This window comes from Sphaerotilus montanus (assembly GCF_013410775.1).
In the GTDB taxonomy this organism is placed as follows: domain Bacteria; phylum Pseudomonadota; class Gammaproteobacteria; order Burkholderiales; family Burkholderiaceae_C; genus Sphaerotilus; species Sphaerotilus montanus.
The window spans coordinates 4,495,834-4,521,313 of record NZ_JACCFH010000001.1 but is presented as its reverse complement, the minus strand read 5'-3'; the positions used below and the strand labels follow the sequence as shown (position 1 = coordinate 4,521,313).

The window sequence follows — 25,480 nt, the reverse complement described above, 5'->3', positions numbered from 1 at the left end:
CATGACTGCACCTGCTCCCACCACGCTCACCTCGACCTGCGACCTCTGCGACCTGCACAAGGGCGATACCAGTGGCGCCTTCCGCGTCCTGCCGCCGGTGTTCCGCTCGTTCGGCGGCCGTGCGGCCTTTGCCGGCCCGGTGACCACCGTGAAGTGTTTCGAGGACAACACCTCCGTCAAGGCGGCGCTGGAAGGCCCCGGCCAGGGGCGCGTGCTGGTGGTCGATGGCGCCGGCTCGCTGCGCCGGGCACTCATCGGCGGCAACATCGCGGCCGCGGCGGCGCGCAACGGCTGGGCCGGTGTCGTGGTGGATGGCTGCGTGCGCGATCTGGCGGAACTGGCCGCCTGCGACGTGGGCCTGTTCGCACTCGCCCCCATGCCGCTGCCGACCGACCGCCGCCAGGCCGGACTGGTCGATGTGGCCGTGCAGATCCAGGGTGTGACCGTGCGGCCCGGCGACTGGCTGGTGGCCGATGCGGACGGCATCGTCGTGCTGCCCGCCGCGCGCTGAACCCCGTCGAACGGGCCTGAATCGGCCCGGATCTGCACGAAATCCCGGCGTTTGCATTCCGAGATCATCGATTCAGGTCGTGCGGTTCATCACGGTCAGGCGGGGTGGTGCATACAGCACGGTGGCATGGGCGCCGAAAAGTGGCTATGCATGTGCTCTCCGTCCCGTCTGACCTCCTCGCGCCCTCGGTGGCGTCGGCCTTGTCCGATGCACCGATGCTGTCGGCGCTGGTCGCCGACATCGGCATTCCGCCGTGTCCTGACATGCTGTTGCGCCTGCGCGCCGAACTGGCGCGCACACCACCACGCAGCGAGGAACTCGCCCGCATTGCCATGACGGATGTGGCCGTCTCTGCCGCGCTGCTGAAGGCGGCCTATGCGCCCTGGCTCGGCCGCGGACGTGGTCGCGGCACGCTGGCCCAGGCCTTCGAGCGGCTCGGACCCGTGCGCTGTACCGCGCTGCTCAGTGCGCTGGCCCTGCGCGAGGTGCTGCCCGCGCACGGGCCCTCGCTGGAGCGCTTCTGGGATGTCGCGCACCGGCGCAGCGTGGCGATGGCCTGGCTGGCGCGCCGGCATGGCGAGGTCGCGCCGGACGTGGCGCAGACCTTCGGGCTGTTCTGCGACGTCGGGATTCCCGTGCTGCTGCAGCGCTTCGAATCACCCAGCTACCGCGCCACGCTGGCCGAAGCCAATCTCGGCTTCCGCGCCTTCACCGAGGTGGAACGCGGACGACACGGCACCGACCATGCGGTCGTTGGTGCCGCGCTGGCCCGGACCTGGGGCGTCGGCGAGGAGATCGTCGAGGCGGTCTGCCTGCACCACGACTACCGCGTGCTCGGCGCGGAACACCGCCGCCGGCCGTCCAGCCTGCTGATCGCGCTGGCGCTGGTGGCCGAGCGCATGATCCAGCTCCACCGCGGCCGCAACCGCCACGGCGAGTGGCTGCGCGGGGGCGTCCAGGCGCTGGCGGCGCTGGGCATGAGCGAGGACGATTTCGAGGACTGGAGCGACGAGATCCGGACCCAGATGGTGCTCAGCGGTCCCTGAAGACGTCGAGCAGGCGGTCGAGTCCGCCGTCGTCGATGGCGACCATGGCCTGGGCGCGCACGGCCGGTTTGGCGTGGTGCGCGACCGACAGGCCCGCCACACCCATCATCGGCAGGTCGTTGGCGCCGTCGCCCATGGCGATGGCCTGCGCCGGGGCGATGCCCAGGCGGGCGCAGGTGGCCAGCAGCGTGCGGCGCTTTTCCTCGCCGTCGCAGATGTCGCCCCAGGGCTGGTCGACCATGCGGCCCGTCAGCTGGCCGTCCACGATCTCCAGCAGGTTGCTGCGCGCCTCGTCGAGTTGCAGGCGTGCGGCCACGCGGTCCGCGAAGAACGTGAAGCCGCCCGAGACCAGCAGCGTCTTCAGGCCGGCGGCGCGGCAGGCCCGGACCAGCGCTTCGGCGCCCGGATTCAGCTGCAGGCGCTGCGTGTAGACCTCTTCCAGCGCGCTGGCCGGCACGCCCTGCAGCAGGGCCACGCGGCGGCGCAGGCTGTCCTTGTAGTCGGTGATCTCGCCGCGCATCGCCGCGGCGGTGATGGCGGCGACCTCGGCCTTGCGCCCGGCGGCGTCGGCGATCTCGTCGACGCACTCGATGTTGATCAGCGTCGAGTCCATGTCGAAGGCGATGAGCTTGAAGTCGCTCAGGCGCAGCGGGGGCTCGAAACCCTGGATCACCAGGCCGGGGGCAAGTTCACGGGGGGAAGCGGCAACAGACATCGCGGCGGACAGTGCAGTGGGAACAGCCCGCGATCCTACCCGCTCGGCCGCCGGACCTCAGGGTCTGGGGGCGGCCAGCAGTCCGTTGAGCACACCGATCTGGCGCTTCAGGTCCGGGCCGACCAGCTCCGCCAGGGTCTGCGTGTCCGAGGTGGCCAGCACGCCGGAAGCGCCCAGGCGCTCGCGCAGCTCGGCCGGCGTGAGTTTCAGCACCGGGGCCAGCGTCGACAGCGGCACCTGCGCCATGGCCCGCAGCGGCGGCGCGAAGCCTGGTTCGCTCTTCTGGTCGCCGACGCTGAGGAAGGACAGCCCCAGCAGCACGGCGAACACGCCGATCAGCACCCGCCCGGTCGTCTGGGTCAGGTGGCGCTTGAAGGCGGCGAAGTTGACCGCGACGTGCAGACCGACCGCCACGACCATGGCCCAGCCCAGCCATTCGTGGGCCTCCTTGTTCAGGCCGCGGTCGAGGTGGAAGAACATCAGCCCCCCGGTGACGGCCATCAGCAAGAAGGCGCCGATGGTGAGGGGCGTGGCCCAGTGGCGTTGGATCGTCATGGTGGAGTTGCAGTGGTTCAAGGGATAACCCTGATTCTGCAACGGTCATGTGAACGCCATCCCCACCGCGCTGTTGCTGCCGTGTAAAGCCTGCTGGCGAGGTCAGCGGCCAGCCAGCGGCGTGCCCAGCGCCCGCAGCACGTCGCGCACGTACTGGGCCCGGTCCTTGGCATCCGGATAGGCGCGTTCGATGCGCAGCTTGTCGTTGCCGGCGAGCTTCACGTTCCGGTTCTTCTGCACCAGATCGATGATGCGCATCGGGTCGATCGGCGGATTCGGGCGGAAGTGGATGTTGATCACCGCCGGGCCTGCATCGATCTTGGTCACGCCGTAGGGCTTCGCCTGCACGCGCAGCCGGTGCAGGTCGAACAGCGCCTGCGCCTGCGCCGGCAGCTTGCCGAAGCGGTCGACACACTCCTCCAGCATCGTGTCGATCTTGTCCGCCTTGTCCGCGGTGGCCAGGCGCTTGTAGAGGTTCAGGCGCACCTGCACGTCCGGGCAATAGGCGTCCGGCAGCAACGCCGGCGCGTGCAGGTTGACGTCGGTGGTCGCGCCAAAGAAGCCGGTGGGCGAGAGCAGGTCCGGCTCCTGGCCCGCCTTGAGGGCGCGCACCGCTTCCGACAGCATCTCGTTGTAGAGCTGGAAGCCCACCTCCATCATGTTGCCGCTCTGGTGGTCGCCCAGCACCTCGCCGGCGCCGCGGATCTCCAGGTCGTGCATCGCGAGGTAGAAGCCCGAGCCGAGTTCTTCCATGCTCTGGATCGCGTCCAGCCGCTGCTGCGCCTGCTTGGTGAGGCCCTCGATGTCGGGCACCAGCAGGTAGGCATAGGCCTGGTGGTGGCTGCGGCCGACGCGTCCGCGCAGCTGGTGCAGCTGGGCCAGGCCGAACTTGTCCGCCCGCGCCATGAGGATGGTGTTGGCAGTCGGCACGTCGATGCCGGTCTCGATGATGGTCGAGCACAGCAGCACGTTGTGGCGCTGCGCCACGAAGTCGCGCATCACCCGCTCCAGCTCGCGCTCGGGCATCTGGCCATGGGCGACACCGATGCGCGCCTCGGGGATCAGCTCCTGCAGCGACTGGCGGCGGTTCTCGATCGTGTCGACCTCGTTGTGCAGGAAGTAGACCTGCCCGCCCCGCTGGAACTCGCGCAGCACCGCTTCGCGGATCACGCCCTTGCTCTCGTTGCGGACAAACGTCTTGATCGCCAGCCGGCGCTGCGGCGCGGTCGCGATCACCGACAGGTCGCGCAGGCCTTCGAGCGCCATGCCCAGCGTGCGCGGGATCGGTGTCGCGGTCAGCGTGAGCACATCGACCTCGGCGCGCATCGCCTTCATCTGCTCCTTGTGGCGTACGCCGAAGCGGTGTTCCTCGTCGATGATCAGCAGGCCCAGGTTCTTGAACTGGGTGTCCGGGCTGAGCAGCTTGTGCGTGCCGACCACGATGTCGATCGTGCCGGCCGCCAGCCCCTCCATCGCCGCCTTCACCTCCTTGGGCGAGCGGAAGCGGCTCATCTCGGCGATCTTCACCGGCCACTGCGCGAAGCGGTCGACCAGCGTCTGGTGGTGCTGCTCGGCCAGCAGCGTGGTGGGCGCGAGCAGGGCGACCTGCTTGCCGCCCATCACCGCGACGAACGCCGCCCGCAGCGCCACTTCCGTCTTGCCGAAACCCACATCGCCGCAGACCAGCCGGTCCATCGGGCGCGGGCTGATCATGTCCTGGATCACGGCGTGGATCGCGGCGTTCTGGTCGGCGGTCTCTTCGAAGCCGAAGCTGGCCGCGAACGCCTCGTAGTCCTGCGCCGCGTAGCGGAAGGCGTGGCCCTCGCGCGCGGCGCGGCGGGCGTAGAGGTTGAGCAGCTCGGCCGCGGCGTCGCGCACCTGCTCCGCCGCCTTGCGCTTGGCCTTCTCCCACTGGCCGGAGCCGAGCTTGTGCAGCGGCGCCTCGTCCGCGCTGACGCCGGTGTAGCGGCTGATCAGGTGCAGCTGCGACACGGGGACGTAGAGCGTGGCCTTGTCTGCGTATTCGAGGTGCAGGAACTCGGTCGGGCCTTCGCCGAGGTCGATGCCGATCAGGCCCTGGTAGCGGCCGATGCCGTGGTTGGCATGCACCACCGGGTCGCCCACCTTCAGCTCGGACAGATCCTTGATCAGCGCGTCGACGTCGCTGGTGGCCTCCTGGCGGCGACGGCGGCGGTGGGTGGGGGCGCTGTCGAACAGCTCGGTCTCGGTGACGAACTGGACGTGCGACTCGGTCCAGAAGAAGCCTGCGGCCAGCGGCGAGGTGGTGATCGCGTAGCGGTGGTCGCTGGCGAGGAAGGCGGCCAGCGACTCCACCGAGGCCGGCTCCAGCCGGTGGTCGCGCAGCAGCTCCAGGATGCTTTCGCGCCGGCCGGCGCTTTCGGCGACGATCAGCACGCGGGTCGGTGAGCGGGTCTCGCCCTGGCTGCGCGCGGTGCGGGTGAGGTGTTCCTCCAGCTTGCGCAGCGGATCCTGGCCGCCGCGCTCGATGGCCAGATCGGGCAGCGGGCGTGCCCAGTCCACGGCCTCGTTGCCGCGGATCGACAGCTGGGCGTGGCCGTTGCAGCGCGAGAAGAACTCGTCGAGCTTCAGGTAGAGGTCTTCCGGCGGCAGAATGGGCCGCTCGGGGTCGTGCTGCAGGAAGCGGTGGCGCTCGCGCGTCTCGGTCCAGAAACGCTCCAGTGCCTCGTTGACCTCGCCGTGCAGCGCGAGCACCGCGTTCGGGCCGAGGTAGTCGAAGATGCTGGCCGTCTCGTCGAAGAACAGTGGCAGGAAATACTCGATGCCACCGCCGACGATGCCCTGCGCGATGTCCTTGTAGAGGCGCGCCTTGCTCGGATCGCCCTCCATGCGCTCGCGCCACCGTGCCCGGAAATCCTGGCGGGCGCGCTCGTCCATCGGGAACTCGCGGCCGGGCAGCAGCCGCACTTCCGGCACCGGGTAGAGGCTGCGCTGGCTGTCGGGGTCGAAGACGCGGATCGAGTCGACCTCGTTGTCGAACAGGTCCACCCGGTAGGGCACCAGCGAGCCCATCGGGAACAGGTCGATCAGCCCGCCGCGCACGGCGTATTCCCCGTGCGAGACGACCTGGCTGACGTGCTGGTAGCCGGCCAGCGTGAGCTGGGATTTCAGCTTCGCTTCGTCGAGCTTCTGCTTCTGCTTGAAATGGAAGGTGTAGCCGGCCATGAAGGACGGCGGTGCCAGCCGCGTCAGCGCCGTGGTCGCCGGCAGCAGCACGACATCGACCTCGCCCGAGCGGATGCGCCAGAGCGTGGCCAGGCGCTCGGAGATGAGGTCCTGGTGCGGGCTGAAGGTGTCGTAGGGCAGGGTCTCCCAGTCCGGGAAGACGGCCACGCGCAAATCGGGCGCGAAAAAGGCCAGTTCGTCCGGCAGGCGCTGCACGTCGGCCGGCTCGGCGGTGACCACGCCCAGCACGTTGCCGGCGGCCTTGTGCTGTTGCGCGAACCGGGCCAGCAGCAGCGCGTCGGCGGAACCGAGCGGGCGTGGCACGGTGAATCGGTGGCCGGGGGCGATCTTGGGAAGCTGCATGGAGGGGTCGGTCAGGCGGCGGAGTCGGCGGCGATTCTAGGCCGCAGCCCATGAGCGGCGACAATCGGGGGCATGCAGATCGGAACCCTTCCCCGTTGTTACGCCCTTGTACCCTGCGCGGGCGTCGGCCTGCGCGCCGGCGCCGGTGGTCCCAAGCAATACCAGCGCGTCGCCGGCCAGGCCATGGTGGCGCACACGCTGGCGGCGCTGGCGCAGGTGGTGCGCATCGAGGCCACGCTGGTCGTGCTGTCGCCGGAGGACACGCAGTTCGAGGCGGCTGCGCCTGCGCATGTGGGCGAGCGGGCCTGGGTCGCGCACTGCGGCGGCGCAACGCGTGCGGAGAGTGTGGCCAATGGGCTGCTGGAATTGCAGGCCCGGGGTGTTCAGCCGCACGACTGGGTTCTGGTGCATGATGCGGCCCGATGCCTGTTGCAGCCAGCCTGGGTCGATCGCCTGATCGATGCCTGTCTGGACGACGAAGTGGGCGGTCTGCTGGCGCTGCCGCTGGCCGACACGCTCAAGCAGGCAGAGGGCGGGCGGGTGTCGTCGACGGTCGACCGCACCGGCAAATGGGCCGCGCAGACGCCCCAGATGTTCCGTGCCGGCTTGCTGCTGCCCGCCCTGCGCTTGGCGGGTGACAGCGTCACGGACGAGTCCAGCGCCATCGAAGCGCTCGGGCACCAGCCAAAACTGATACACGGGGATCTCACCAATCTGAAAGTCACCTGGCCCGAGGACTTTGTCCTCGCCGAGCGGCTGATGAAGGGCTTAAATGGAACCCCCTGACCGCGGGATGTCGCGGTCGCCGTGTCTTACTTGCTTGACTTTCCTTCCTGCCTTGATTTCTTCCTATTTCCGGACAACAACACCATGAAAACCGTATGGATCGTGGACGGGGCCTACCTGTTCAACTATGGCCGCAACCGCCCCTTCGACTACCTCAAGCTCAAGGCCGAGATGACCCGCCTCAACGGCGGGCCGATCTACGAGTCGTACTACCTGAACTCGACGCCCGACGCGGCCACCGAAAGCCAGAACGCCTTCCACAGCTGGCTCAAGTCGGCGCCGCCGCGTGGTCCGAAGATGCGGGTGCAGCTCTACACCATCAAGGACCTCAACACGACCTGCCCGAACTGCTCGCATGCCTTCCACCGCTCGGTGCAGAAGGGCGTGGACGTGGGCATCGCCACGCTGATCATCAAGCTGGCCGCGCAAGGGGTGTACGACCGCCTGATCCTGTCCGCCGGCGACGGGGATTTCGAGGACGCGATCACCTACATCAAGTCCGAGCTGCACAAGGAGTTCTGGCTGCACGGCGCCATGTCCAACCTGTCGACCGACCTGCAGTGCTACGCCGACCACGTGCTGTGGATGGACGACATGCACCCCGCGATCGACAAGGACAAGCCCAGCTACGGCAGCGGATCGGCGGTGTCGGCATGACGCTGGCGGCCATGCGGATCGGGGAGGGCTGGGATACCCATGCGCTGGTCGCCGGCCGTCCGCTGGTGCTGGGTGGCGTGACCATTCCCCACTCCGTCGGCCTGCTCGGCCATTCGGATGCGGATGCGCTGCTGCACGCCATCACCGACGCGCTGTTCGGCGCCGCCGGTCTCGGCGACATCGGCCGGCATTTCCCGGACACCGCGGCCGAGTTCAAGGGCGCGGATTCGCGGCGCCTGCTCGCCGAAGCCGCCCGCCGCGTGCGGGCCGAGGGCTGGTCCATCGTCAACGTGGACAGCACCATCGTCGCGCAGGCCCCGAAGATGGCACCGCACATCCCGGCCATGCGCGAAGCCATCGCGCTGGCGCTGGAGATTGGTGTGGATTGCGTCAACGTCAAGGCCAAGACGGCCGAGCGGCTGGGCCCTGTGGGACGCGCGGAGTCGATCGAGGCCCGCGCGGTCTGTCTGCTGGTGCGCTGAGCCCGCCACGCGGGCTGGCGGCAGATCAGCCGCCGATGTAGCTCATCTCGATGCGCCGGCCGGACGTGCCGGTGCTCTCGGGCTGGCTGGCGCGCAGCTGCGAATAGCGGTCGTCACGGCCCTGCCAGATCAGGCCGACGGCGGCGGCGATCTCTGCATCGCTGCAGGGCCGGCCGGACGGATGTGCGGTTCGCAGCAGGCTGCGCAGATCGTGGCCCTGCTGGGCAAACAGACAGAGGTAGAGCTGTCCTTCGGTGGACAGCCGCGCCCGGTTGCAGTCGCCGCAGAAGGCCTGCGTCACCGACGAGATGAACCCCACTTCGCCACGCCCGTCCCGGTAGCGCCAGCGCTCCGCCGTCTCGCCAGGCTGGCCGGGATCGACCGCCTCCAGCGGAAAATGGCCATCGATCAGGCGCTGCACCTCGGCCGACGGCATCACCTCGTCCATGCGCCAGCCGTTGGTGGCACCGACATCCATGTACTCGATGAAGCGCAGGACCACCTGTCCACCGTAGTGGTCGCGGAAATGGCGCGCCATCGGCACGATTTCCTGCTCGTTGGTGCCCCGCTTGACCACCATGTTGACCTTGATCGGCCCGAGTCCGGCCGCCACCGCGGCGTCAATGCCCGCCAGCACGTCGGCCACCGGAAAATCGACGTCATTCATGCGGCGGAACACGGCGTCGTCCATGCCGTCGAGGCTGACGGTCACGCGGTTCAATCCGGCGGCCTTCAGTGCGGCGGCCTTGCGCGCGAGCAGGGAGCCATTGGTCGTCAGTGTCAGGTCGAGTGCCGTGCCGTCCGGCGTGCGCAGCGCGGCCAGCATCTCGATCAGGCGCTCCAGGTGCTTGCGCAGCAGCGGCTCGCCTCCGGTCAGCCGGATCTTGTGCACGCCGTGTGCCACGAAGATCTGCGCCAGCCGGAGAATCTCCTCGAAATTCAGCAGCGACGATTGCGGCAGAAACTGGTGATTCTTGTCGAATATTTCCTTCGGCATGCAGTAGCTGCAGCGGAAGTTGCACCGGTCCGTCACCGATATTCGCAAATCCCGCAGCGTCCGGCCGAGCCTGTCACTCAGCAGGCCATCGGGCGGCGGCAGGAGCGCAGGAATCCGCGGCAGTGCCGGCTGGGGCGCCGTGGCACTGCGTTGATCGACGATGGCAATGATGTTTCGTTCCGACATGGCGGCTGCATTGTGCCTGTTTCAGGCGGCGTGCGATGTCGGCGCAGAAGGTCAGTGCACGTCAGTTGCCGGTGTTTGCCGCGCCGAGGCTGCGCGAGGTGGCACTGGTGCTCAATTGTGGAGCACGGCGTGCGCCGTCGAAGCGGCGCAGCCAGTAATCCTGGCGCATGTCCTCGACCCGCACGGTGCTGCCGGTGCGCGGGGCATGAATGAATTTGCCCTCGCCGACATAGATGCCGACGTGGGAGAAGGCGCTGCGCATCGTGTTGAAGAACACCAGATCGCCGGGCTTGAGATCGTCTTGGCGAATCGACAGCAGACCGGGGGCCTGGGCCTGCTCCGACGAGCGGCGCGGCAGCAGCAGGCCGACGCTGTTCTCGAAGACATGGCGCGTGAAACCGCTGCAGTCGAAACCGGTTTCCTCGCTGGTGCCACCGAAGCGGTAGCGCACGCCCAGGAAGTTCATGGCGGACAGCACCAGATCAGACGCTGTTTCCCGGACGCCTTCCAGCAGGTCCTCTCTGCGGCCGCTGGCACTGGTCGACGGCGCGACTGCCGTGCTTTCGCCCGTGAAGCGTTCCTGCAGGAACCGGCTGATCGCGTCCGTGCCCTCCGGCAGAGCCTGCACCGGCAGGCTGGCCAGCGTGAGCGCGCAGGCGGCAAGACCGGAGAGAAGCAATGACCGTAACGCCGAAAGCAAACCGTGCATGGGGTAATGGAGTGTGAAAAAAGTCACTGCCGGAGCATAGGGACGGGTTGGGGGGCTGTCAATCCGCAGGCAACCCTCAATTCTTAAGGGTTGCCGCAGGTCGAATCTGAGCCATGTTCAACGTACTTCCGTCTGGGTGTCCGATTCGTGCCACGCTGATCGGCCCGGCAGTCTGCCTGAAATGAAAAAAGAAAACCACCCGGAGGTGGTTTTCATGGCGCGGAGCAAGGTCTCCGCGCAGAGCGGGCGTGCAGCTCAGACGGCGAATTCGGTCAGCGTGCGTCCGCTTTCGAGGGCCGCCGTCAGCCACTTGGGCTTCAGGCCGCGGCCCGACCAGGATTCGCCAGTGTCCTTGTTGCAGTATTTGGCAGCGACCTTGCGGGTCGTGCCGGGTTCCGCGATGCCGATTTTCGGCGGGCGCCCGGGCTTGCCCGAGGCGAGGTCGGCCGCGGTGATGCCGTTTTCGGCCATCAGCGTCTTGATCTGGCTGATCACGCTGGCGCGTTCATTGCGCAGGGTTTCGGCAATCTGCTTTTCCAGGTCAGCCTGCAGCCGATCCAGTTCCGCTTTCTGCGCGATGAGTTCCTGATAGGTGGTCATGTGTTTTCCCCAACGGTTGATCCGGACCGGATTCTAGAAACCTTTGGTTCCTGCTGTCCAGTGCAAACTGTATGTCAGGGTATCTCGAATCATTCCGTCGGCGGCACGTAACCCTGCGGCTGGTCGGCACCAGCGCCGAAGAAATAGTTCTCCATCTGGCGCGCCAGATACTGACGCGCGCGCGCGTCGGCCAGATTCAGGCGGTTTTCATTGACCAGCATGGTCTGGTGCTTGAGCCATTGCTGCCAGGCTTCCTTGCTCACGCTCTGGTAGATGCGCTTGCCCAGTTCGCCGGGATAGGTGGGAAAGTCGAGCCCTTCGGCTTCCTTTTTCAGCAGGATGCATTGAATGGTGCGTGCCATTGGAGTGTTCCTTTCGGGTGGATTCAGGCGGTAAATCAGCTGAGTTTCTTGACCAGGACCTGCGAGCGCCGGTCCCAGTTGTATTTGCGCTTTCGGGCTTCGGGCAGCCAGTCGGGATCGACCTGCTGGAAGCCGCGCTTGACGAACCAGTGCATCGTGCGTGTGGTCAGCACGAAGATGCTGTCAAGGCCCATGCCGCGGGCCCGCTGCTCGATGCGCTTGAGGATGCGCTCGCCGTCGCCCTGGCCCTGGACCTGCGGCGAGATGGTGAGCGCGGCCATCTCGGCGGTCTTCGCCTCCGGGTAGGCGTAGAGCGCGGCGCAGCCGAAGATGATGCCGTCGTGCTCGATGACGGTGTAGGTGGTGATGTCGCGCTCGATCTCGGTGCGGCTGCGCTTGACCAGCGTGCCGTCGCGCTCGAAGGGCTCGATCAGCTGCAGGATGCCGCCCACGTCGTCCGCGGTGGCCTCGTGCAGGCTCTCCAGCTTCTCGTCGACCACCATGGTGCCGACGCCGTCGTGGGTGAAGATCTCCAGCAGCACCGCTCCATCCGCGGCATACGGCAGGATGTGCGAGCGCTCGACCCCGCCCTCGCAGGCGCGCACGCAGTGCTGCAGGTAGAACGCCGGCTCGCTCGGCTGGGTCGGCGGTGGCAGCTTCGCGAGCAGGCGACGCGCCTCGGCCAGCGCGAGTTCGGTGTCGATGGCGCTGTCCGGGTCTCCCAGGTCTTCGTGGATGCCCGGGATCTCGGTCATGAAGAGCAGCTTGTCGGCCTGCAGCGCCACGGCCGTGGCGGTGGCGACATCCTCCATCGACAGGTTGAAGGCTTCCCCCGTCGGCGAGAAACCGAACGGTGACAGCAGCACCAGCGCGCCGATGTCGATGGCGCGGCGGATGGTGGCCGAATCGACCTTGCGCACCACGCCGCTGTGCATGAAGTCCACGCCGTCGACGATGCCCACGGGGCGCGCGGTCAGGAAGTTGCCCGACACCACCCGCACGGTCGCATTGGCCATCGGCGTGTTGGGCAAGCCTTGCGAAAACGCGGCCTCGATCTCGAAACGCAGTTGCCCCGCCGCCTCCTGCGCGCAGTCGAGCGCGACCGGGTCGGTGATGCGCTTGCCGTGGCTGAACCGCGAGGCGTGGCCCTTGGCGCGCAGCTGCTCGTTGACCTGCGGCCGGAAGCCATGCACCAGCACCAGCTTGATGCCCATGGCGTGCAGCAGCGACAGGTCCTGCACGAACGCATTCAGCTTGCCGGCGGCCACCAGCTCGCCAGCCATGCCGATGACGAAGGTCTTGCCGTGGTACGCGTGGATGTGCGGCGCGACCGAGCGGAACCAGGGGACGAAGGTGTGGGGGAAGACAAGGCTCATGGGGTCGGGATTGTGCCTGAGCACCTGCCGGCCGCCTTCCGTGGCTGCCGCCATGGACAATGCGGCGCAGCAAGGGGGCGCGTGTCGGAAAATGCTGTCAGAACTGTTGAGGCCGCTGGCCTTGAATCGACAAGGGCTGGGTCCGTCGCCTGCGTTTGGCCAGGGGGCGGCAGGGGCGTTGCGCGCCATCGAGCACCTGGGGTATGTCCAGATCGACACCTTGTCCGTGATCGAGCGGGCGCACCACCATGTGCTGTGGACGCGCGTTCCCGGGTATGCGCCCGGCCACCTGAACACGCTCCTGCGCGAAGGCCGGGTGTTCGAGCACTGGTTCCACGCCGCGTCCTGTCTGCCGATGCGCGATGTCCGGTTTTCCTTGCCGCTGATGGCGGCGGTGCGCGACGGGCGCACCTGGCATGCCGGCCGGGCCGATGCCGCGGTGATGCGCCAGCTTCTGGAGCGGGTGCGACTGGACGGGCCGCTGACGCTGCGCAGCCTGGGCCAGCCTTCGGGCATGAAAGGTGTCCAGGGCGGCTGGTGGAACGCCGGGCCTCTCAAGCACGCACTCGACCGGCTCTTCATGCAAGGCGACCTGATGGTGCGCGAGCGCCAGGGCATGGAGAAGGTCTACGACCTGACCGAGCGGGTGCTGCCGAGCGGGCTGGACCTGCGGATGCCGACGCTGGACGAGTCTGCGCGGTACCTGCTGGACACGACGCTGCGGGCGCATGGTGTCGTGACCTGGGCGCAACTGCTGCACCTCAAGACGGGGCAGGCTCTCCGGGACGCGATGCGCCGGGCCGTGAACGAACGGCTGGCGGATCGGTCCCTGGTGCGGCTGGAGGATGCGGCGCTGCCCGAGGCCTATGCAGATGCCGCCGCGCTGGCCGCACGCGACGGCACGGCGCCCACCGCCCGCCCGGTGGTTCGGCTGCTCTCGCCGTTCGACAACGTGGTGATCCACCGGGAGCGCCTGCTCGGGCTGTTCGGTCTGGACTATCGGCTGGAGTGCTACACGCCGGCGGCGAAGCGGGTGTACGGGTATTTCTGTCTGCCGATCCTGTTCGGCGACCGGTTCGTGGGACGGGTGGATTGCAAGGCGCATCGGCATGCGCGTCGCTTCGAGCTGCTGCGCGTGCATGTCGAGGAAACGCTGCCCGATCTGGATGCGTTTCGACCAGCATTCGCCGAGGCATTGCTGGCGCTGGCGGGGTTCTGCGGGTGTGACCGCGTGGACACGGGATCGACGTCGGGCGCTGGTGTTCTCAACTTGACGCTGTAGTTGCGTCGTCGCAGGATGGCAATGCACGACCCACCCAGGAGACTCCCCATGGATGCCTTCCAGACCCACGGCGCCATCAGCTGGTCCGAGCTGATGACCACCGACCCGATGCGTTCGGCCGACTTCTACCACCAGCTCTTCGGCTGGACCGTGGAGACGATGCCGATGCCGCAGGGCCCCTACCGCATCCTCAAGGTCGGCGACACCGCGATCGGCGGCATCATGGGCATCCCGCCCACCGCGCCGCCGGCAATGCCGCCGAACTGGTGCCCCTACGTGACGGTGGACAGCGCCGACGAAACCGCGGGCGAATGTGCCGCACTGGGCGGGCGGGTGCTGATCGAGCCGACCGACATCCCTGGCATCGGGCGCTTCGCGGTGCTGCAGGATCCGCAGGGTGCGGTGCTCAACATCATGGAATACGGCATGCCGGGCGACGCGCCGACCTGAGCGCAGCGGGCCGCGGGGCAGGGCGGCGATAATCCGCCCCCTGTGAACCCGACGCTCCCCACCCCTCCCGCCGCGCCGCCGAAGCGGACCGCTGCTGCTGCCGCGCCCGCGCGCCGCCCCGCCAACCCCGTTCCGCCGATCACCTACCCGGACGCGCTGCCGGTCTCGGCCCGGCGCGACGAGATCGCGCAGGCGATACGCGACCACCAGGTCATCATCGTCTGCGGCGAGACCGGCTCCGGCAAGACCACGCAGATCCCGAAGATCGCGCTCGAACTCGGCCGCGGCCTGGGCGCGGGCGGCTCCGGGCTGATCGGCCACACGCAGCCGCGCCGCATCGCCGCGAGTTCCGTCGCCAAGCGCATCGCCGACGAGCTGAAATCGCCGCTGGGCGAGGTGGTCGGCTACAAGGTGCGCTTCCAGGACCGCCTGCAGGCCGGTGCCTCGGTCAAGCTGATGACCGACGGCATCCTGCTCGCCGAGACGCAGTCCGATCCGCTGCTGCGCAACTACGACACGCTGATCATCGACGAGGCCCACGAACGCAGCCTCAACATCGACTTCCTGCTCGGCTACCTGCGCCAGATCCTGCCGCGGCGGCCCGACCTGAAGATCGTCGTCACCTCGGCCACCATCGACGCCGACCGCTTCGCGCAGCACTTCGCCTCGGCCAAGGGGCCGGCGCCGGTGATCCTGGTCAGCGGGCGCACCTTCCCGGTCGAGCAGCGCTGGAAGGCGTTCGAGGAAACGAAGGAATTCGACCTCAACGATGCCATCGCCGACGCGGTGGATGAACTCTGGCGCAGCGGTTCGGGCGACATCCTCGTCTTCCTGCCCGGCGAGCGCGAGATCCGCGAAGCCGCCGACCACCTGCGCAAGCACCTCAGCCACCAGCCGCTGCACCGCCACGCCGACATCCTGCCGCTGTTCGCGCGGCTGTCGCAGCAGGAGCAGGACCGTGTCTTCGAGACCTGCGGGGGAAAACGCATCGTGCTGGCCACCAACGTCGCGGAAACCTCGCTGACGGTGCCCGGCATCCGCTACGTCATCGACACCGGCCACGCCCGCGTCAAGCGCTACAGCTACCGCACCAAGGTCGAGCAGCTGCAGATCGAGCCGATCTCGCAGGCGGCGGCCAACCAGCGCGCCGGCCGCTGCGGGCGCGTGGCCAACGGCATCTGCATCCGGCTCTACGACGAGAAGGATTTCCTCGGCCGCCCGCGCTTCACTGACCCGGAAATCATGCGGTCCTCGCTGGCCGGCGTGATCCTGCGCATGAAGTCGCTGCGGCTCGGGCTGGTCGAGGATTTCCCGTTCCTGGAGCCGCCGCCGCGCAAGGCCATCGCCGATGGTTACGCGCTGCTGGGCGAACTCGGCGCGGTCGACGACCTCAACGAGCTGACCCCGATCGGCCAGGAGCTGGCGCGGCTGCCGCTGGACCCGCGGGTGGGCCGCATGATCCTGGAGGCACGCAGTCGCGAGGCGCTCAACGAGGTGCTCATCATCGCCTCGGCGCTGAGCGTGCAGGACGTGCGCGACCGGCCGATGGACCAGCAGCAGAACGCCGACGAGAAGCACAAGAAGTTCGACGACGAGCGCTCCGAGTTCATGGGCTACCTGAAGCTCTGGAAGTGGATCGACGAGGGCCGGGGCCACCACGCGCCGGCCGAAGGCGCCGCCCACAAGCTCAGCAACCGCCAGCAGGAGCAGCGCCTGCGCGAGAGCTTCGTCAGCCCGCGCCGCGTGCGCGAATGGCGCGACATCTACAGCCAGCTCCACACCGTGGTCGCCGAACACGGCTGGCGCCTCAACGGCTCGCCGGCCACCTACGACCAGATCCACCTGTCGATGCTCGCCGGCCTGCTGGGCAACATCGGCCTGAAGTCCGAGGACGAGGACTGGTACCTGGGCGCGCGCGGCATCAAGTTCTGGCGCCACCCGGGTGCGCACCTGAGCAAGAAGCCGGGCCGCTGGCTGGTCGCGGCCGAGCTGGTCGACACGACACGCCTGTTCGGGCGCGGGCTGGCCGCGATTGATCCGGCCTGGATTCCGCCGATCGCCGGCCACCTGCTCAAGGTCCAGCTGCTGGAGCCGCACTGGGAGAAGAAGGCTGCCGAAGTCACCGCGCTGGAGCGGGCCACGCTCTACGGCATCGTCATCTACAGCAACCGCCGGGTGAACTTCGGCAACGTCGATGCCCCGGCCGCGCGCGAGATCTTCATCCGCGAGGCGCTGGTCAATGGCGAGTGGGAAACCAGGCTGCCCTTCCTCGCCCACAACCAGAAGCTGATCCGGCAGGTCGAGGAGCTGGAGCACAAGTCGCGCCGCCAGGACGTGCTGGTCGACGACGAGCTGATCCACGCCTACTACGACGCGCAGCTGCCGCGCGACGTGGTCAGCGGCGCGACCTTCGAGCGCTGGTACCGCCACGAGAGCAAGGCGGAGCTGTCGGGGCCGAAGCTGCTGCACCTGACACGCGACGAGCTGATGCGCCACGAGGCGGCCGGCATCACCACCACCGCCTTCCCGAAGACGATCCGGCTGGGCGGCATCGACTGCACCGCCACCTACCTGCACGACCCGGGCGACGCCAAGGACGGCGTCACCGTGACGGTGCCGATCTACGCGCTCAACCAGGTCAGCGAGGAGCGCTGCGAGTGGCTGGTGCCGGGGATGCTGGAGGCCAAGGTGCTGGCGCTGGTCAAGAGCCTGCACCAGCGCCCGCGCTCGCGGCTGGTGCCCTTGCCGGATTACGTCGCCGAGTTCGTCGAGCTGAATCCGTTCGCGCAGGGCAACCTGGTCGACGTGCTGCTCAAGGCGGTGCGCGAACGCACGCAGATCGCCGTGCAGCGCAACGACTTCAAGCTGGAGATGGTGGCGGCGCACCTGTTCATGAACTTCCGCATCGTCGACGAGCACGGGCGGCAGCTGGGCATGGGGCGCAACCTGGCGGCGTTGAAGGCGGAGCTGGGGGGGCAGGCGCGGACGGCGTTTCAGGCGCTGGCGGGGTTGAAGGTGGCTGCGCGTGCGGAGCCCCCACCCCAACCCTCCCCCGCTGGGGGAGGGGGCAAGACGGGGGCTGCGCAAGGCTCGCGGGCATCGCCGTCTGCCGCATCTCTCCCTCCCCCAGCGGGGGAGGGCCGGGGAGGGGGTAGCGCACCGAGCGCCGCCCCTGCCCAGTACACCACCTGGACCTTCGGCGAACTCCCGGAGCTGATGGAGGTCCGCAAGGCCGGCCAGACGCTGATCGGCTTCCCGGCGCTGATCGACTGCGGTGCGCACGTCGAGATCGAGGTGTTCGACGAACCCGATGTGGCCGCGGCCAAGCACCGCGCCGGCCTGCGCCGGCTGGTGGCGCTGAACATCAAGGAGCCGCTGAAGTATCTGGAAAAGAACATCCCGGACCTGCAGAAGATGTCGGTGTCCTACATGCCGCTGGGCACGCAGGAAGAGCTGCGCGACCAGGTCATCGACGTGGCGCTGACGCGTGCCTTCCTCGCCGATCCGCTGCCGACCGACGCGACCGCCTTCCAGCGCCGCATCGACGAGGGCCGCCCGCGCCTGAACCTGATCGCGCAGGAAGTCGCGCGCTCGGCCGGCACCATCCTGATCGACTACGCCGCGGCGCTGCGCAAGCTCAAGGACAGCCGGGTGCCGAAGGAGGTCGCCGACGACATCACCGGCCAGTTGCAGCGCCTCGTGCCCAAGCGCTTCATCGCGCAGACGCACTGGTTGCAGATCCACCACCTGCCGCGCTACCTCAAGGCGATCGTGCTGCGCCTGGACAAGTGGCGCGCCGACCCGGCGCGCGATGCCCAGCGTCTGGCCGAGCTGCGTCCGTTGGAAACGCGCTACACGCGCCGCCTGGCCGACCTCAAGGGCACCGACGACAACCGCCTGACCGAGTACCGCTGGTTGCTGGAAGAGTTGCGCGTGAGCCTGTTCGCGCAGGAATTGCGCACGCCGCAGCCGGTCAGCGTCAAGCGGCTGGACAAGGTCTGGGCCCAGCTGAATCAGTAGGCTGCGCCAGATCTGGTGACAAAGTTCACGAATTTCTCCTACAGTGGGCCACCGCCAACGGTGGCGGCACCTCTGAGGAGATGGTCATGGGTTTTGTAATGATGGTGATCGTGGGCTTCCTGATTGGCCTGGTGGCGCGCTGGATCATCCCGGGTACGCAGGCGCTGGGGTTCATCCTGACGACCTTGCTGGGCATCGCGGGCTCGTTCGTTGCCGGCTATGCCGGACAGATGCTGGGCTGGTACGGACAGGGCCAGCCTGCGAGCTACATCGCGTCGGTGATCGGCGCGGCCGTGCTGCTGTTCGTGGTGGGCAAGCTCAAGGGCGCCTGACACGGGGCGTGGCCATGAAAAAGGCCGGCATCGCGCCGGCCTCCGAACGTTCCCCGTGCGGGGTCTGGCCGCCGTTCAGGCGTCCAGGGCCTCGCCGATGACACCCTTCTTGAACAGGAAGTTGCCGTAGGGCTGCAGATCGCCGGTCAGCACGATGGCGAATGCCGTGCGCACACGGTCATAGAACGCGAAGCGCTCGACCGCCTCGCACTGCTCGCCGTGCGCGTGACCATCCGTCTCGATCAGTGCGATCACCTCGCGCTGCAGGCGGCTGCGGTAGCCGTCCGGCGTGTCGCAGACCTTCATGTAGGCGATCGGCTGCGTCACCGCGGCATCCAGCGGCAGCAGACTCAGCAGCGCCTGCGCCGTGCGCTGGATGCCCGCACCCGGCAGGTGGATGATGGGCTTGCGCCGTCCATCCGGTCCGATGCCGAGGCTGGCGGCGGTGAAGTTGGCATCGGCCACGATGATCTCGTCGCCATGGCCCATCTCGGCGAGCACCTGCAGCAGCTGCGGTGTCAGCAGAGGATCGATCCCCTTGAGCATGTGGTCTCCTGTGTTGGTGGTGTGGTGCTTGTGCCTGGCGTGGCCTCAGGCCCGCCACTCGGCCGGGATCTGGTCGGCGGGCATGGCGCCCGTCATGACCGCCACGGTGTCGCTCATGCTGACCTTCTTCGGGTTCAGCACGGCGCCGCGCTTGCCCAGGCGGGCGACGTGGATGCGGTCGGCGATCTCGAAGACGTGCGGCATGTTGTGGCTGATCAGGATCACCGGCAGGCCCTTGTCGCGCACCCGGCGGATCAGCTCCAGCACCATGTTGCCTTCCTTGACGCCCAGCGCCGCGGTCGGCTCGTCCAGGATGACCACATGCTCGGCAAACGCCGCTGCACGCGCCACCGCCACGCACTGGCGCTGACCGCCCGAGAGCGTCTCCACCGCCTGCGTCATCGAGCGGATGCCCACCTTCAGGTCGTTCATCCGGGCGATCGACTGCTCCAGCATCTTCTTCTTGTCGATCATGCGCAGCACGCTGCCGGCAAAACCGGGGCGCAGCAGTTCGCGGCCCAGGAAGAGGTTTTCGGCGATCGTCATGGCCGGGGCCACGGCGAGGTCCTGGTAGACCGTCTCGATGCCGACGCGGCGGGCGTCGATGGGGCTCTTGAAGTGGATCGGCTTGCCGTCCAGCTCGATCGTGCCTTCATCGGGAATCGTCGCGCCCGAGAGGCACTTGATCAGCGAGGACTTGCCCGCGCCGTTGTCGCCGATCACGGCCAGGATCTCCCCGGCGCGCAGCTCGAAATCAGCGCCATCCAGCGCAGTCACCTGACCATAGCGTTTCACCAGGCCGGTGGCCTTCATGACGATTTGTGCTTGAGCGCTCATGTCAGCGGCCCCCCTTGCGAGACATCTGATCCGTGGCCACGGCCAGGATCACCAGGATGCCGGTCACCAGGATCTGGTAGACCGACGACACACCCATCAGCGTGAGGCCGTTGCGGAACACGCCGACGATCAGCGCACCCACCAGCGTGCCCAGGATGATGCCGCGGCCACCGAACAGGCTGGTGCCGCCCAGCACCACCGCGGTGATGGCGTCCAGGTTCTCGGTCTGTCCGGCGTTCGGATCACCGGCGCCGGTCCGTGCCACGGCCAGCATCGAGGCAATGCCGTAGAACATGCCGGCCAGCGCATAGACGCCCAGCAGCACGCGGTCGGTCGGGATGCCTGTCAGGCGGGTGGCTTCCGGGTTGTTGCCCACCGCGTAGACGTGGCGACCAGGCGCGGTTTCGCGCAGCCAGAGCCAGGTGGCGATGTACAGGGCCAGCACCAGCACCGAGCCGTACGCGATGCGCGCGCCGCCCAGGCCGAAGGTCTCGCCCAGCAGGTTCATGCCGTCGGGGATGTCGGTGATCGTCTGCGCCCGGGAATACAGCTGGGTGATCGCAAAGGCGATGTTCAGCGTGCCGAGGGTGACGATGAACGGGGGCAGCTTGACGCGGGTGACGAGCAAGCCGTTGGCCAGACCGAACAAGGTCGTCACGGCCACACCGCACAGGATGGCCACGGGCGCGCTCAGACCGAAGTCGGCGGCGAGCTTGGTCATCACGATGGAGCCGAGTGCCATCACCATGCCGCACGAAAGGTCGATGCCGGCGGTGAGGATGATGAGGGTCTGGCCGATGGCAATCGTGGCCACGACCATGACCTGCTGCAGGATCAGGGAAAAATTCTGCAGCGTGAGAAAGCGTTCGTGCTGAAAGGAAAAGAAGGCACAGGCCAGGAACAGTGCGATGGCCGGGCCCAGTGTCCCGATCGGGGGCAGCTTGGTGGTGAGCGAATTCATGGGTTGGGCTCGCTGGTGGCGTGCGTCGAGAAAGGAAAGCCCCGTGGTGACGGGGCTTCCAGAAGGAGGGGCGATCGCATGACCGCCCCTGTGCGATCAAAGATCCAGAGGGATCCGGGCTTGCGCCGGATCAGTCACCCCAGCACTGACCACGGGCCTTCTTGGTGTCGATGCTCTTGACGCCGGCAACCGCCTTGGCGGCGACCAGGTCCACGCCCGTGTCGGTGTAGCCGGCCTGACGCTTGCCGTCCTTGGCGAACTTGACACCGGCGGCCACGCCCATCGCGGCCATCTTCAGCGGGTACTGCATCGAGGTCGCGGCGATCACGCCCTTCTCGACGTTGCCCACGCCGTTGGAGCACATGCCGTCCACGCCCAGGATCACGACGTCCTTTTCCTTGCCAGCGGCCTTCAGCGCCTTGTAGGCACCGGCGGCTGCGGGTTCGTTGATGGCGTACACGACGTTGATGTCGGCGTTCTTCTGCAGGCAGTTTTCCATGCCGGTCTGGCCCTTGGCGGCGTCGCCGAAGGAGTCGGCCATGCAGACCACTTCAGCCGGCTGGGCCAGCTCGTTGCTGTCTGCCGGCAGGGTCTTCAGGCCGTAGCCAGCCAGGAAGCCGTTGTGGCGCTGTGCACCGACCGGGTGGCCAGGGAACAGGTCCATCGTGGCGATGACGGGCTTCTTGCCGGCCAGCGTGGCCTTGGCGTAGGCGCCGATCAGCTCGCCGGCCTTGTAGTTGTTGGTGGCGAACAGGGCGTCCGCTTCCGGCACCGGGCTGTCCAGGGCGATGACTTGCACGCCTTGGGCCTTGATCTTCTTGATGGTCGGGACGATGGCGTCGCCGGACGAGGTGATCAGGATGGTCTTGGCGCCGGCGGCGACCATGTTTTCCATCGCGGTGATCTGGCCGGCGGTGTCGCCGTCCTGCTTGCCGGCGGCCGACAGCAGCTTGGCGCCCAGCTTCTTGGCTTCGGCTTCAGCGCCTTCCTTCATCTTCACGAAGAACGGGTTGGTTTCGGTCTTGGTGATCAGGCCGATGACGGGCTGCGCAGCCATCGTCGAGGTGGCGAAGCAGGCGAGAGCGGCGGCGAAGCCCAGGGTGGAAAGACGCGACATGTTTTGTCTCCGGAAGAAAAGGCGGCCCGAGCAACGAGCCAGGTGGTGAGGTGAGGTCCGCTGTGGTGAACCTGCGGAACGAATGGTAGCGGCTGGACTAATTAAATCAACTAGCTTGATTTAGTGGTTTCCCTAGTGTCAGCGCTGCCGACTGATGAGACGATCGCGACCCCAACCCCGTTGACCGAGAAAACCATGAGTGTTGTGCCTGTGCCCGCGAACCTGTCCATCGTCATCTGTGGTGAGTCCTTGCTGGATGTGTTCCAGGATGGCCCCACGCCCACTGGCCTGCGGCTGGACGCCGTGGTCGGCGGCTCGCCACTCAATGTAGCGGCCGGTGTGCAGCGCATGGGGCAGTCTGCGGTCTTTCTCGGCGCGATCTCGCGCGATTTCCTGGGCGAGCGCATCCTGAAGAGCGTGGTCGACGAGGGCATCTCGACCGAGGCGGTGGTGCTGAACGACGCGCCCACCACGCTGAGTCTGGTCGGCGTCGATGCCCACGGCGTGCCCAGCTACCGCTTCTACGGCACGGGTGGCTCGGACCGCCAACTGCTGCCCGAGCACCTCGCCCGCCTGCCGGCCACGGTGGCTGCGATCCATTTCGGCTCCTTCGGCTGCGTGGTCGAGCCCATCGCGTCCACCATCCGCGTGTTGGTCGAGCAGCGCCACACGTCCACCGTCATCTCCTATGACCCGAACGTGCGGCTGAACGTCGAGCCGTCGCTGGACGCGTGGCGCGACAACATCGAATGGATGTCGGCGCGCACGCACCTGCTCAAGCTCAGCGACGAGGACTTCGAGCGCCTGTATCCGGAACTGGATCCGGCCGATCTGGCCGCGCGCTGGCTGGCGGCCGGTGTGTCGCTGGTGATGATGACGCGCGGCGGCAAGGGCGCGCTGGCGTGGACCCGCGAAGGGCAGTGCGAGGTCGCCGCGCCCAAGGTGCAGGTGCAGGACACGGTCGGCGCGGGCGATACCTTCCAGGCCGCGACCCTGGTGGCGCTGGCCGAACTGGGGCGGCTGAGTCCCGCCGGGCTGGCCGCCATCTCGCTCGACGAAGTGCGTCGCGTGGCCGATTTCGCGGCGAACGCGGCGGCCATCACCTGCACGCGGCGTGGGCCGGACCTGCCGCGCCGGCACGAATTGCGAGATCTGGTCTGAGAATGTCGTCAGCCTGCTGGAAAGTAGGCTATCATCGCAGGCTCTTGTCGGGGCGTAGCGCAGCCTGGTAGCGCATCTGGTTTGGGACCAGAGGGTCGAAGGTTCGAATCCTTTCGCCCCGACCAAGATCTTCACATCGCCAGATTCTTCAATCTGCACACTGCCCGTAGCTCAACTGGATAGAGCACCGGCCTTCTAAGCCGGGGGTCGGGAGTTCGAGTCTCTCCGGGCAGGCCAGACCGGATCCTCTGGTTTCACGGCCACTCAGACTTCGCTTCTGAGGCCGCCAGATCCCCCAGAATTTCTCGCGCGAGCTTCAGCAGACTGCTGGACAGTCGCTGCACGACTGTGTCTGGCGTTTCGCTGGTCAGCATGCTGACGTTGAGCGAGTAGATCGCTGGCGTCAGTGGAAGCGGCACCGAAATCGCGACGACTTCCGGCTGCCATGCTGCCGCGCAGTAGCCGTGTACGCGCACGCTGTGCCGGGCCTCCTCGATCTCTGCGGCCAGCTGTGGCCACCGCGCACCGCGGCGCTGGCAGAACACGGCCAGCAGCGTCTGGCGCCGTGCCTCCGGTGCCACAGCCAGATAGGCCCGGCCCAGCGACGTCAGCTCCATCGGCACACGCTGCCCTGAGACTACATTGCGGAACGCATGCCGGCGCGCATAGCGGATCGACTCCAGATACACCATTTCATCGCGGTCCGGCGCCGCCAGCCCGACGTTGATGCGCTCGCGTTCCGCCAGCGCGCGCATCTTCGGCGCTGCGACGGCCAGCACGCTGGACCCCGACCGCATCGCGTGCGCCACACTCAGCACGGCCGGCGCCAGCCGGTAGGCCCGCTGCGCCGTGTCCTGTTGCAGCATGCCCGCGCCCACCAGCGTCTGTGTCAGGCGGCTCACCGTGGCACGCGACAGCCCCGTGCGCTCGGCCAGATCCCCGTTGGCCAGCAACTCCGAACCTTGCCGGAAGGCCCGCAGGATCTCGATGCCGCGTTCCAGCGAGCGGTTCGCGGGAGAGCGGCCCGGCTTGTCGTTCAAGGGGTGTCGTTCGTCGTCTTCCATGGGCTTTCCAATTCCACTGGTTGGAATGGGCGTAGTGTATTGGCGGTGTCGTCCATCTATGCTTGACCTGCCTCCGATGCACTGCGCGGAGCGACCACCTTCACCGCGGGACACGCATCCCGCTGCCTCAGGAGACAAGCATGTTCGACACCTTTCAGCGCCCGCGTTCACGCACCGGATTCCTCTCTGTTTTCCCGGTTGTGGCGGCGGTTGCCATGACCCTGGCCGCGAACGTCGCGGTGGCCGCCTATCCCGACAAGCCGATCCGCCTGGTCGTGCCCTTTGCGCCGGGCGGTGGCACCGACCTGATCGCACGCACGCTCGGCGTGGGCATGTCGGCCGAGCTGGGCCAGCAGGTGATCATCGACAACAAGCCCGGCGCCGGCACCATCATCGGCACCGACGCCGTGGCCAAGAGCGCGCCGGACGGCTACACGATCGTGATCGCCACGTTCGCGCACGCGGTGAACCCGAGCATGGTGTCGAAGCTGCCCTACGCGGCCGACAAGGCCTTCACACCGATCACGCTGATCGGACGCGGTCCGAACGTGCTGGTGGTGCGCGCGAACAGCCCCTTCAAGACGGTCAAGGACATCGTCAGCGGCGGCCAATCCTGGCAAGCTCAACTATGCGTCGCAGGGCAATGGCACCTCGGCGCACCTGGCGGGTGAAATGCTGTCCAACCTCGCCAAGATCGAGATGACGCACATTCCCTACCGTGGCGCGGGCCCCGCCATCACGGACCTGCTGGGCGGGCAGGTGGACATGATCTTCGGCACCGCCGCGGCGGTCTCCACGATGGTGGACGCTGGAAAGCTGCGTGCCGTCGCTGTGACCTCGCCGCAACCCTCGGCCGCCTTCAAGGGCATCCCCACCATCGCCGAGGCCGTTCCGGGCTATGCGGTCGAAAGCTGGTATGGCCTGTATTCCCCCGCTGGCACGCCGTCGGACGTGATCCAGAAGCTCAACGCCGCCGCCCGCAAGGCCGCCCACGCGCCCGACTTCGTGAAGAAGGTCGAGCAGGAAGGGCTGGCCGTGGTCGCCAGCGACCCTGCCGAACTCGACCGCTACGTGAAGGCCGAGGAAGTGCGTTGGGGAAAGATCGTCAAGGAAAACAACATCAAGCCGGATTGAACGATTCCACGGGCCTGGCGGCCCGCC

Annotated in this window: 23 protein-coding genes, 2 tRNA genes and 1 pseudogene; 13 read left to right on the top strand and 13 right to left on the bottom strand. The window is 67.6% G+C overall.

The window, feature by feature from the left end:
- Nucleotide 1 precedes the first annotated feature (1 nt).
- Nucleotides 2–511, top strand: coding sequence for a ribonuclease E activity regulator RraA (gene rraA / locus BDD16_RS20655; RefSeq protein ID WP_179635663.1), 510 nt, complete (start codon nt 2–4; stop codon nt 509–511).
- Between the two features lie 146 nt (nt 512–657).
- A complete protein-coding gene (locus tag BDD16_RS20650) occupies nt 658–1,557 on the top strand; it encodes an HDOD domain-containing protein (RefSeq protein WP_179635662.1) in 900 nt (299 codons plus the stop codon).
- Here BDD16_RS20650 and serB read toward each other — a convergent pair.
- From serB to mfd, 3 genes are all read right to left on the bottom strand, one after another.
- Entirely contained in the window at nt 1,544–2,272 is a 729-nt protein-coding gene (gene serB / locus BDD16_RS20645; RefSeq protein WP_179635661.1) for a phosphoserine phosphatase SerB, read from the bottom strand. The genes BDD16_RS20650 and serB overlap by 14 nt on opposite strands.
- 57 nt (nt 2,273–2,329) lie before the next feature.
- Nucleotides 2,330–2,827 (bottom strand): DUF4405 domain-containing protein, encoded by a 498-nt coding sequence (locus tag BDD16_RS20640; RefSeq protein WP_179635660.1) that lies wholly within the window; start codon nt 2,825–2,827, stop codon nt 2,330–2,332.
- 102 nt (nt 2,828–2,929) lie between these two features.
- Complete coding sequence (mfd, locus tag BDD16_RS20635) at nt 2,930–6,394, bottom strand: transcription-repair coupling factor (protein ID WP_179635659.1); 3,465 nt, start codon at nt 6,392–6,394, stop codon at nt 2,930–2,932.
- Nucleotides 6,395–6,466: 72 nt separating this feature from the next.
- Between mfd and ispD the strand changes: the two genes are divergently transcribed.
- The 3 genes from ispD (at nt 6,467) to ispF (ending at nt 8,319) form a co-directional block, all read left to right on the top strand.
- A complete protein-coding gene (gene ispD / locus BDD16_RS20630; protein ID WP_179635658.1) occupies nt 6,467–7,180 on the top strand; it encodes a 2-C-methyl-D-erythritol 4-phosphate cytidylyltransferase in 714 nt (237 codons plus the stop codon).
- 84 nt (nt 7,181–7,264) lie between these two features.
- Complete coding sequence (locus BDD16_RS20625) at nt 7,265–7,837, top strand: NYN domain-containing protein (protein ID WP_179635657.1); 573 nt, start codon at nt 7,265–7,267, stop codon at nt 7,835–7,837.
- Nucleotides 7,834–8,319: a 2-C-methyl-D-erythritol 2,4-cyclodiphosphate synthase gene (gene ispF / locus BDD16_RS20620; RefSeq protein ID WP_246332627.1), complete on the top strand. Its 486-nt coding sequence runs from the start codon at nt 7,834–7,836 to the stop codon at nt 8,317–8,319. Before BDD16_RS20625 ends, ispF begins: the two co-directional genes overlap by 4 nt.
- A gap of 25 nt (nt 8,320–8,344) precedes the next feature.
- Here the strand turns inward: ispF and moaA are convergent, their stop codons facing one another.
- The 5 genes from moaA to argA all read right to left on the bottom strand — a co-directional run bounded on the left by moaA (nt 8,345) and on the right by argA (nt 12,549).
- Nucleotides 8,345–9,502, bottom strand: coding sequence for a GTP 3',8-cyclase MoaA (gene moaA / locus BDD16_RS20615; RefSeq protein ID WP_179635656.1), 1,158 nt, complete (start codon nt 9,500–9,502; stop codon nt 8,345–8,347).
- A gap of 61 nt (nt 9,503–9,563) precedes the next feature.
- Complete coding sequence (locus tag BDD16_RS20610; RefSeq protein WP_179636277.1) at nt 9,564–10,211, bottom strand: C40 family peptidase; 648 nt, start codon at nt 10,209–10,211, stop codon at nt 9,564–9,566.
- A gap of 255 nt (nt 10,212–10,466) precedes the next feature.
- Nucleotides 10,467–10,811 (bottom strand): H-NS histone family protein, encoded by a 345-nt coding sequence (locus tag BDD16_RS20605; RefSeq protein ID WP_179635655.1) that lies wholly within the window; start codon nt 10,809–10,811, stop codon nt 10,467–10,469.
- An 89-nt stretch (nt 10,812–10,900) separates the two neighbouring features.
- Nucleotides 10,901–11,173, bottom strand: coding sequence for an oxidative damage protection protein (locus tag BDD16_RS20600; RefSeq protein ID WP_179635654.1), 273 nt, complete (start codon nt 11,171–11,173; stop codon nt 10,901–10,903).
- 35 nt (nt 11,174–11,208) lie between these two features.
- Complete coding sequence (gene argA / locus BDD16_RS20595; RefSeq protein WP_179635653.1) at nt 11,209–12,549, bottom strand: amino-acid N-acetyltransferase; 1,341 nt, start codon at nt 12,547–12,549, stop codon at nt 11,209–11,211.
- Between the two features lie 121 nt (nt 12,550–12,670).
- On the opposite strand from argA, the gene BDD16_RS20590 reads away from it, so the two are divergent.
- From BDD16_RS20590 to BDD16_RS20575, 4 genes are all read left to right on the top strand, one after another.
- Nucleotides 12,671–13,831 carry a winged helix-turn-helix domain-containing protein gene (locus BDD16_RS20590; protein WP_179635652.1) on the top strand — a complete coding sequence of 387 codons (1,161 nt, stop codon included), beginning with the start codon at nt 12,671–12,673 and terminating at the stop codon, nt 13,829–13,831.
- Nucleotides 13,832–13,879: 48 nt separating this feature from the next.
- The gene (locus BDD16_RS20585) at nt 13,880–14,281 is read left to right on the top strand and encodes a VOC family protein (RefSeq protein ID WP_179635651.1); all 402 of its coding nucleotides are present in this window, start codon (nt 13,880–13,882) and stop codon (nt 14,279–14,281) included.
- Between the two features lie 42 nt (nt 14,282–14,323).
- Nucleotides 14,324–18,301 (top strand): ATP-dependent RNA helicase HrpA, encoded by a 3,978-nt coding sequence (hrpA, locus tag BDD16_RS20580; protein ID WP_179635650.1) that lies wholly within the window; start codon nt 14,324–14,326, stop codon nt 18,299–18,301.
- An 86-nt stretch (nt 18,302–18,387) separates the two neighbouring features.
- The gene (locus tag BDD16_RS20575; protein ID WP_179635649.1) at nt 18,388–18,633 is read left to right on the top strand and encodes a GlsB/YeaQ/YmgE family stress response membrane protein; all 246 of its coding nucleotides are present in this window, start codon (nt 18,388–18,390) and stop codon (nt 18,631–18,633) included.
- 75 nt (nt 18,634–18,708) lie between these two features.
- Here BDD16_RS20575 and BDD16_RS20570 read toward each other — a convergent pair whose 3' ends face one another.
- The 4 genes from BDD16_RS20570 to BDD16_RS20555 form a co-directional block, all read right to left on the bottom strand.
- Nucleotides 18,709–19,179 carry an RbsD/FucU family protein gene (locus BDD16_RS20570; protein ID WP_179635648.1) on the bottom strand — a complete coding sequence of 157 codons (471 nt, stop codon included), beginning with the start codon at nt 19,177–19,179 and terminating at the stop codon, nt 18,709–18,711.
- A gap of 45 nt (nt 19,180–19,224) precedes the next feature.
- Nucleotides 19,225–20,016: an ATP-binding cassette domain-containing protein gene (locus tag BDD16_RS20565; RefSeq protein ID WP_179635647.1), complete on the bottom strand. Its 792-nt coding sequence runs from the start codon at nt 20,014–20,016 to the stop codon at nt 19,225–19,227.
- A 1-nt stretch (nt 20,017) separates the two neighbouring features.
- Nucleotides 20,018–20,977, bottom strand: coding sequence for an ABC transporter permease (locus tag BDD16_RS20560; protein WP_179635646.1), 960 nt, complete (start codon nt 20,975–20,977; stop codon nt 20,018–20,020).
- Between the two features lie 130 nt (nt 20,978–21,107).
- Nucleotides 21,108–22,094, bottom strand: a complete 987-nt coding sequence (locus BDD16_RS20555) for a substrate-binding domain-containing protein (protein WP_179635645.1) — start codon at nt 22,092–22,094, stop codon at nt 21,108–21,110.
- A gap of 195 nt (nt 22,095–22,289) precedes the next feature.
- Between BDD16_RS20555 and BDD16_RS20550 the strand changes: the two genes are divergently transcribed.
- The 3 genes from BDD16_RS20550 to BDD16_RS20540 all read left to right on the top strand — a co-directional run bounded on the left by BDD16_RS20550 (nt 22,290) and on the right by BDD16_RS20540 (nt 23,492).
- Nucleotides 22,290–23,255: a carbohydrate kinase family protein gene (locus BDD16_RS20550; RefSeq protein ID WP_179635644.1), complete on the top strand. Its 966-nt coding sequence runs from the start codon at nt 22,290–22,292 to the stop codon at nt 23,253–23,255.
- 48 nt (nt 23,256–23,303) lie between these two features.
- A tRNA-Pro gene (locus BDD16_RS20545) sits at nt 23,304–23,380 on the top strand.
- A gap of 35 nt (nt 23,381–23,415) precedes the next feature.
- Nucleotides 23,416–23,492, top strand: a tRNA-Arg gene (locus BDD16_RS20540).
- A 17-nt stretch (nt 23,493–23,509) separates the two neighbouring features.
- Here the strand turns inward: BDD16_RS20540 and BDD16_RS20535 are convergent.
- Nucleotides 23,510–24,319 carry an IclR family transcriptional regulator gene (locus BDD16_RS20535; protein ID WP_179635643.1) on the bottom strand — a complete coding sequence of 270 codons (810 nt, stop codon included), beginning with the start codon at nt 24,317–24,319 and terminating at the stop codon, nt 23,510–23,512.
- Between the two features lie 215 nt (nt 24,320–24,534).
- On the opposite strand from BDD16_RS20535, the pseudogene BDD16_RS20530 reads away from it, so the two are divergent.
- Nucleotides 24,535–25,453 (top strand): annotated as a pseudogene (locus tag BDD16_RS20530) (tripartite tricarboxylate transporter substrate binding protein).
- Nucleotides 25,454–25,480: the final 27 nt, after the last annotated feature.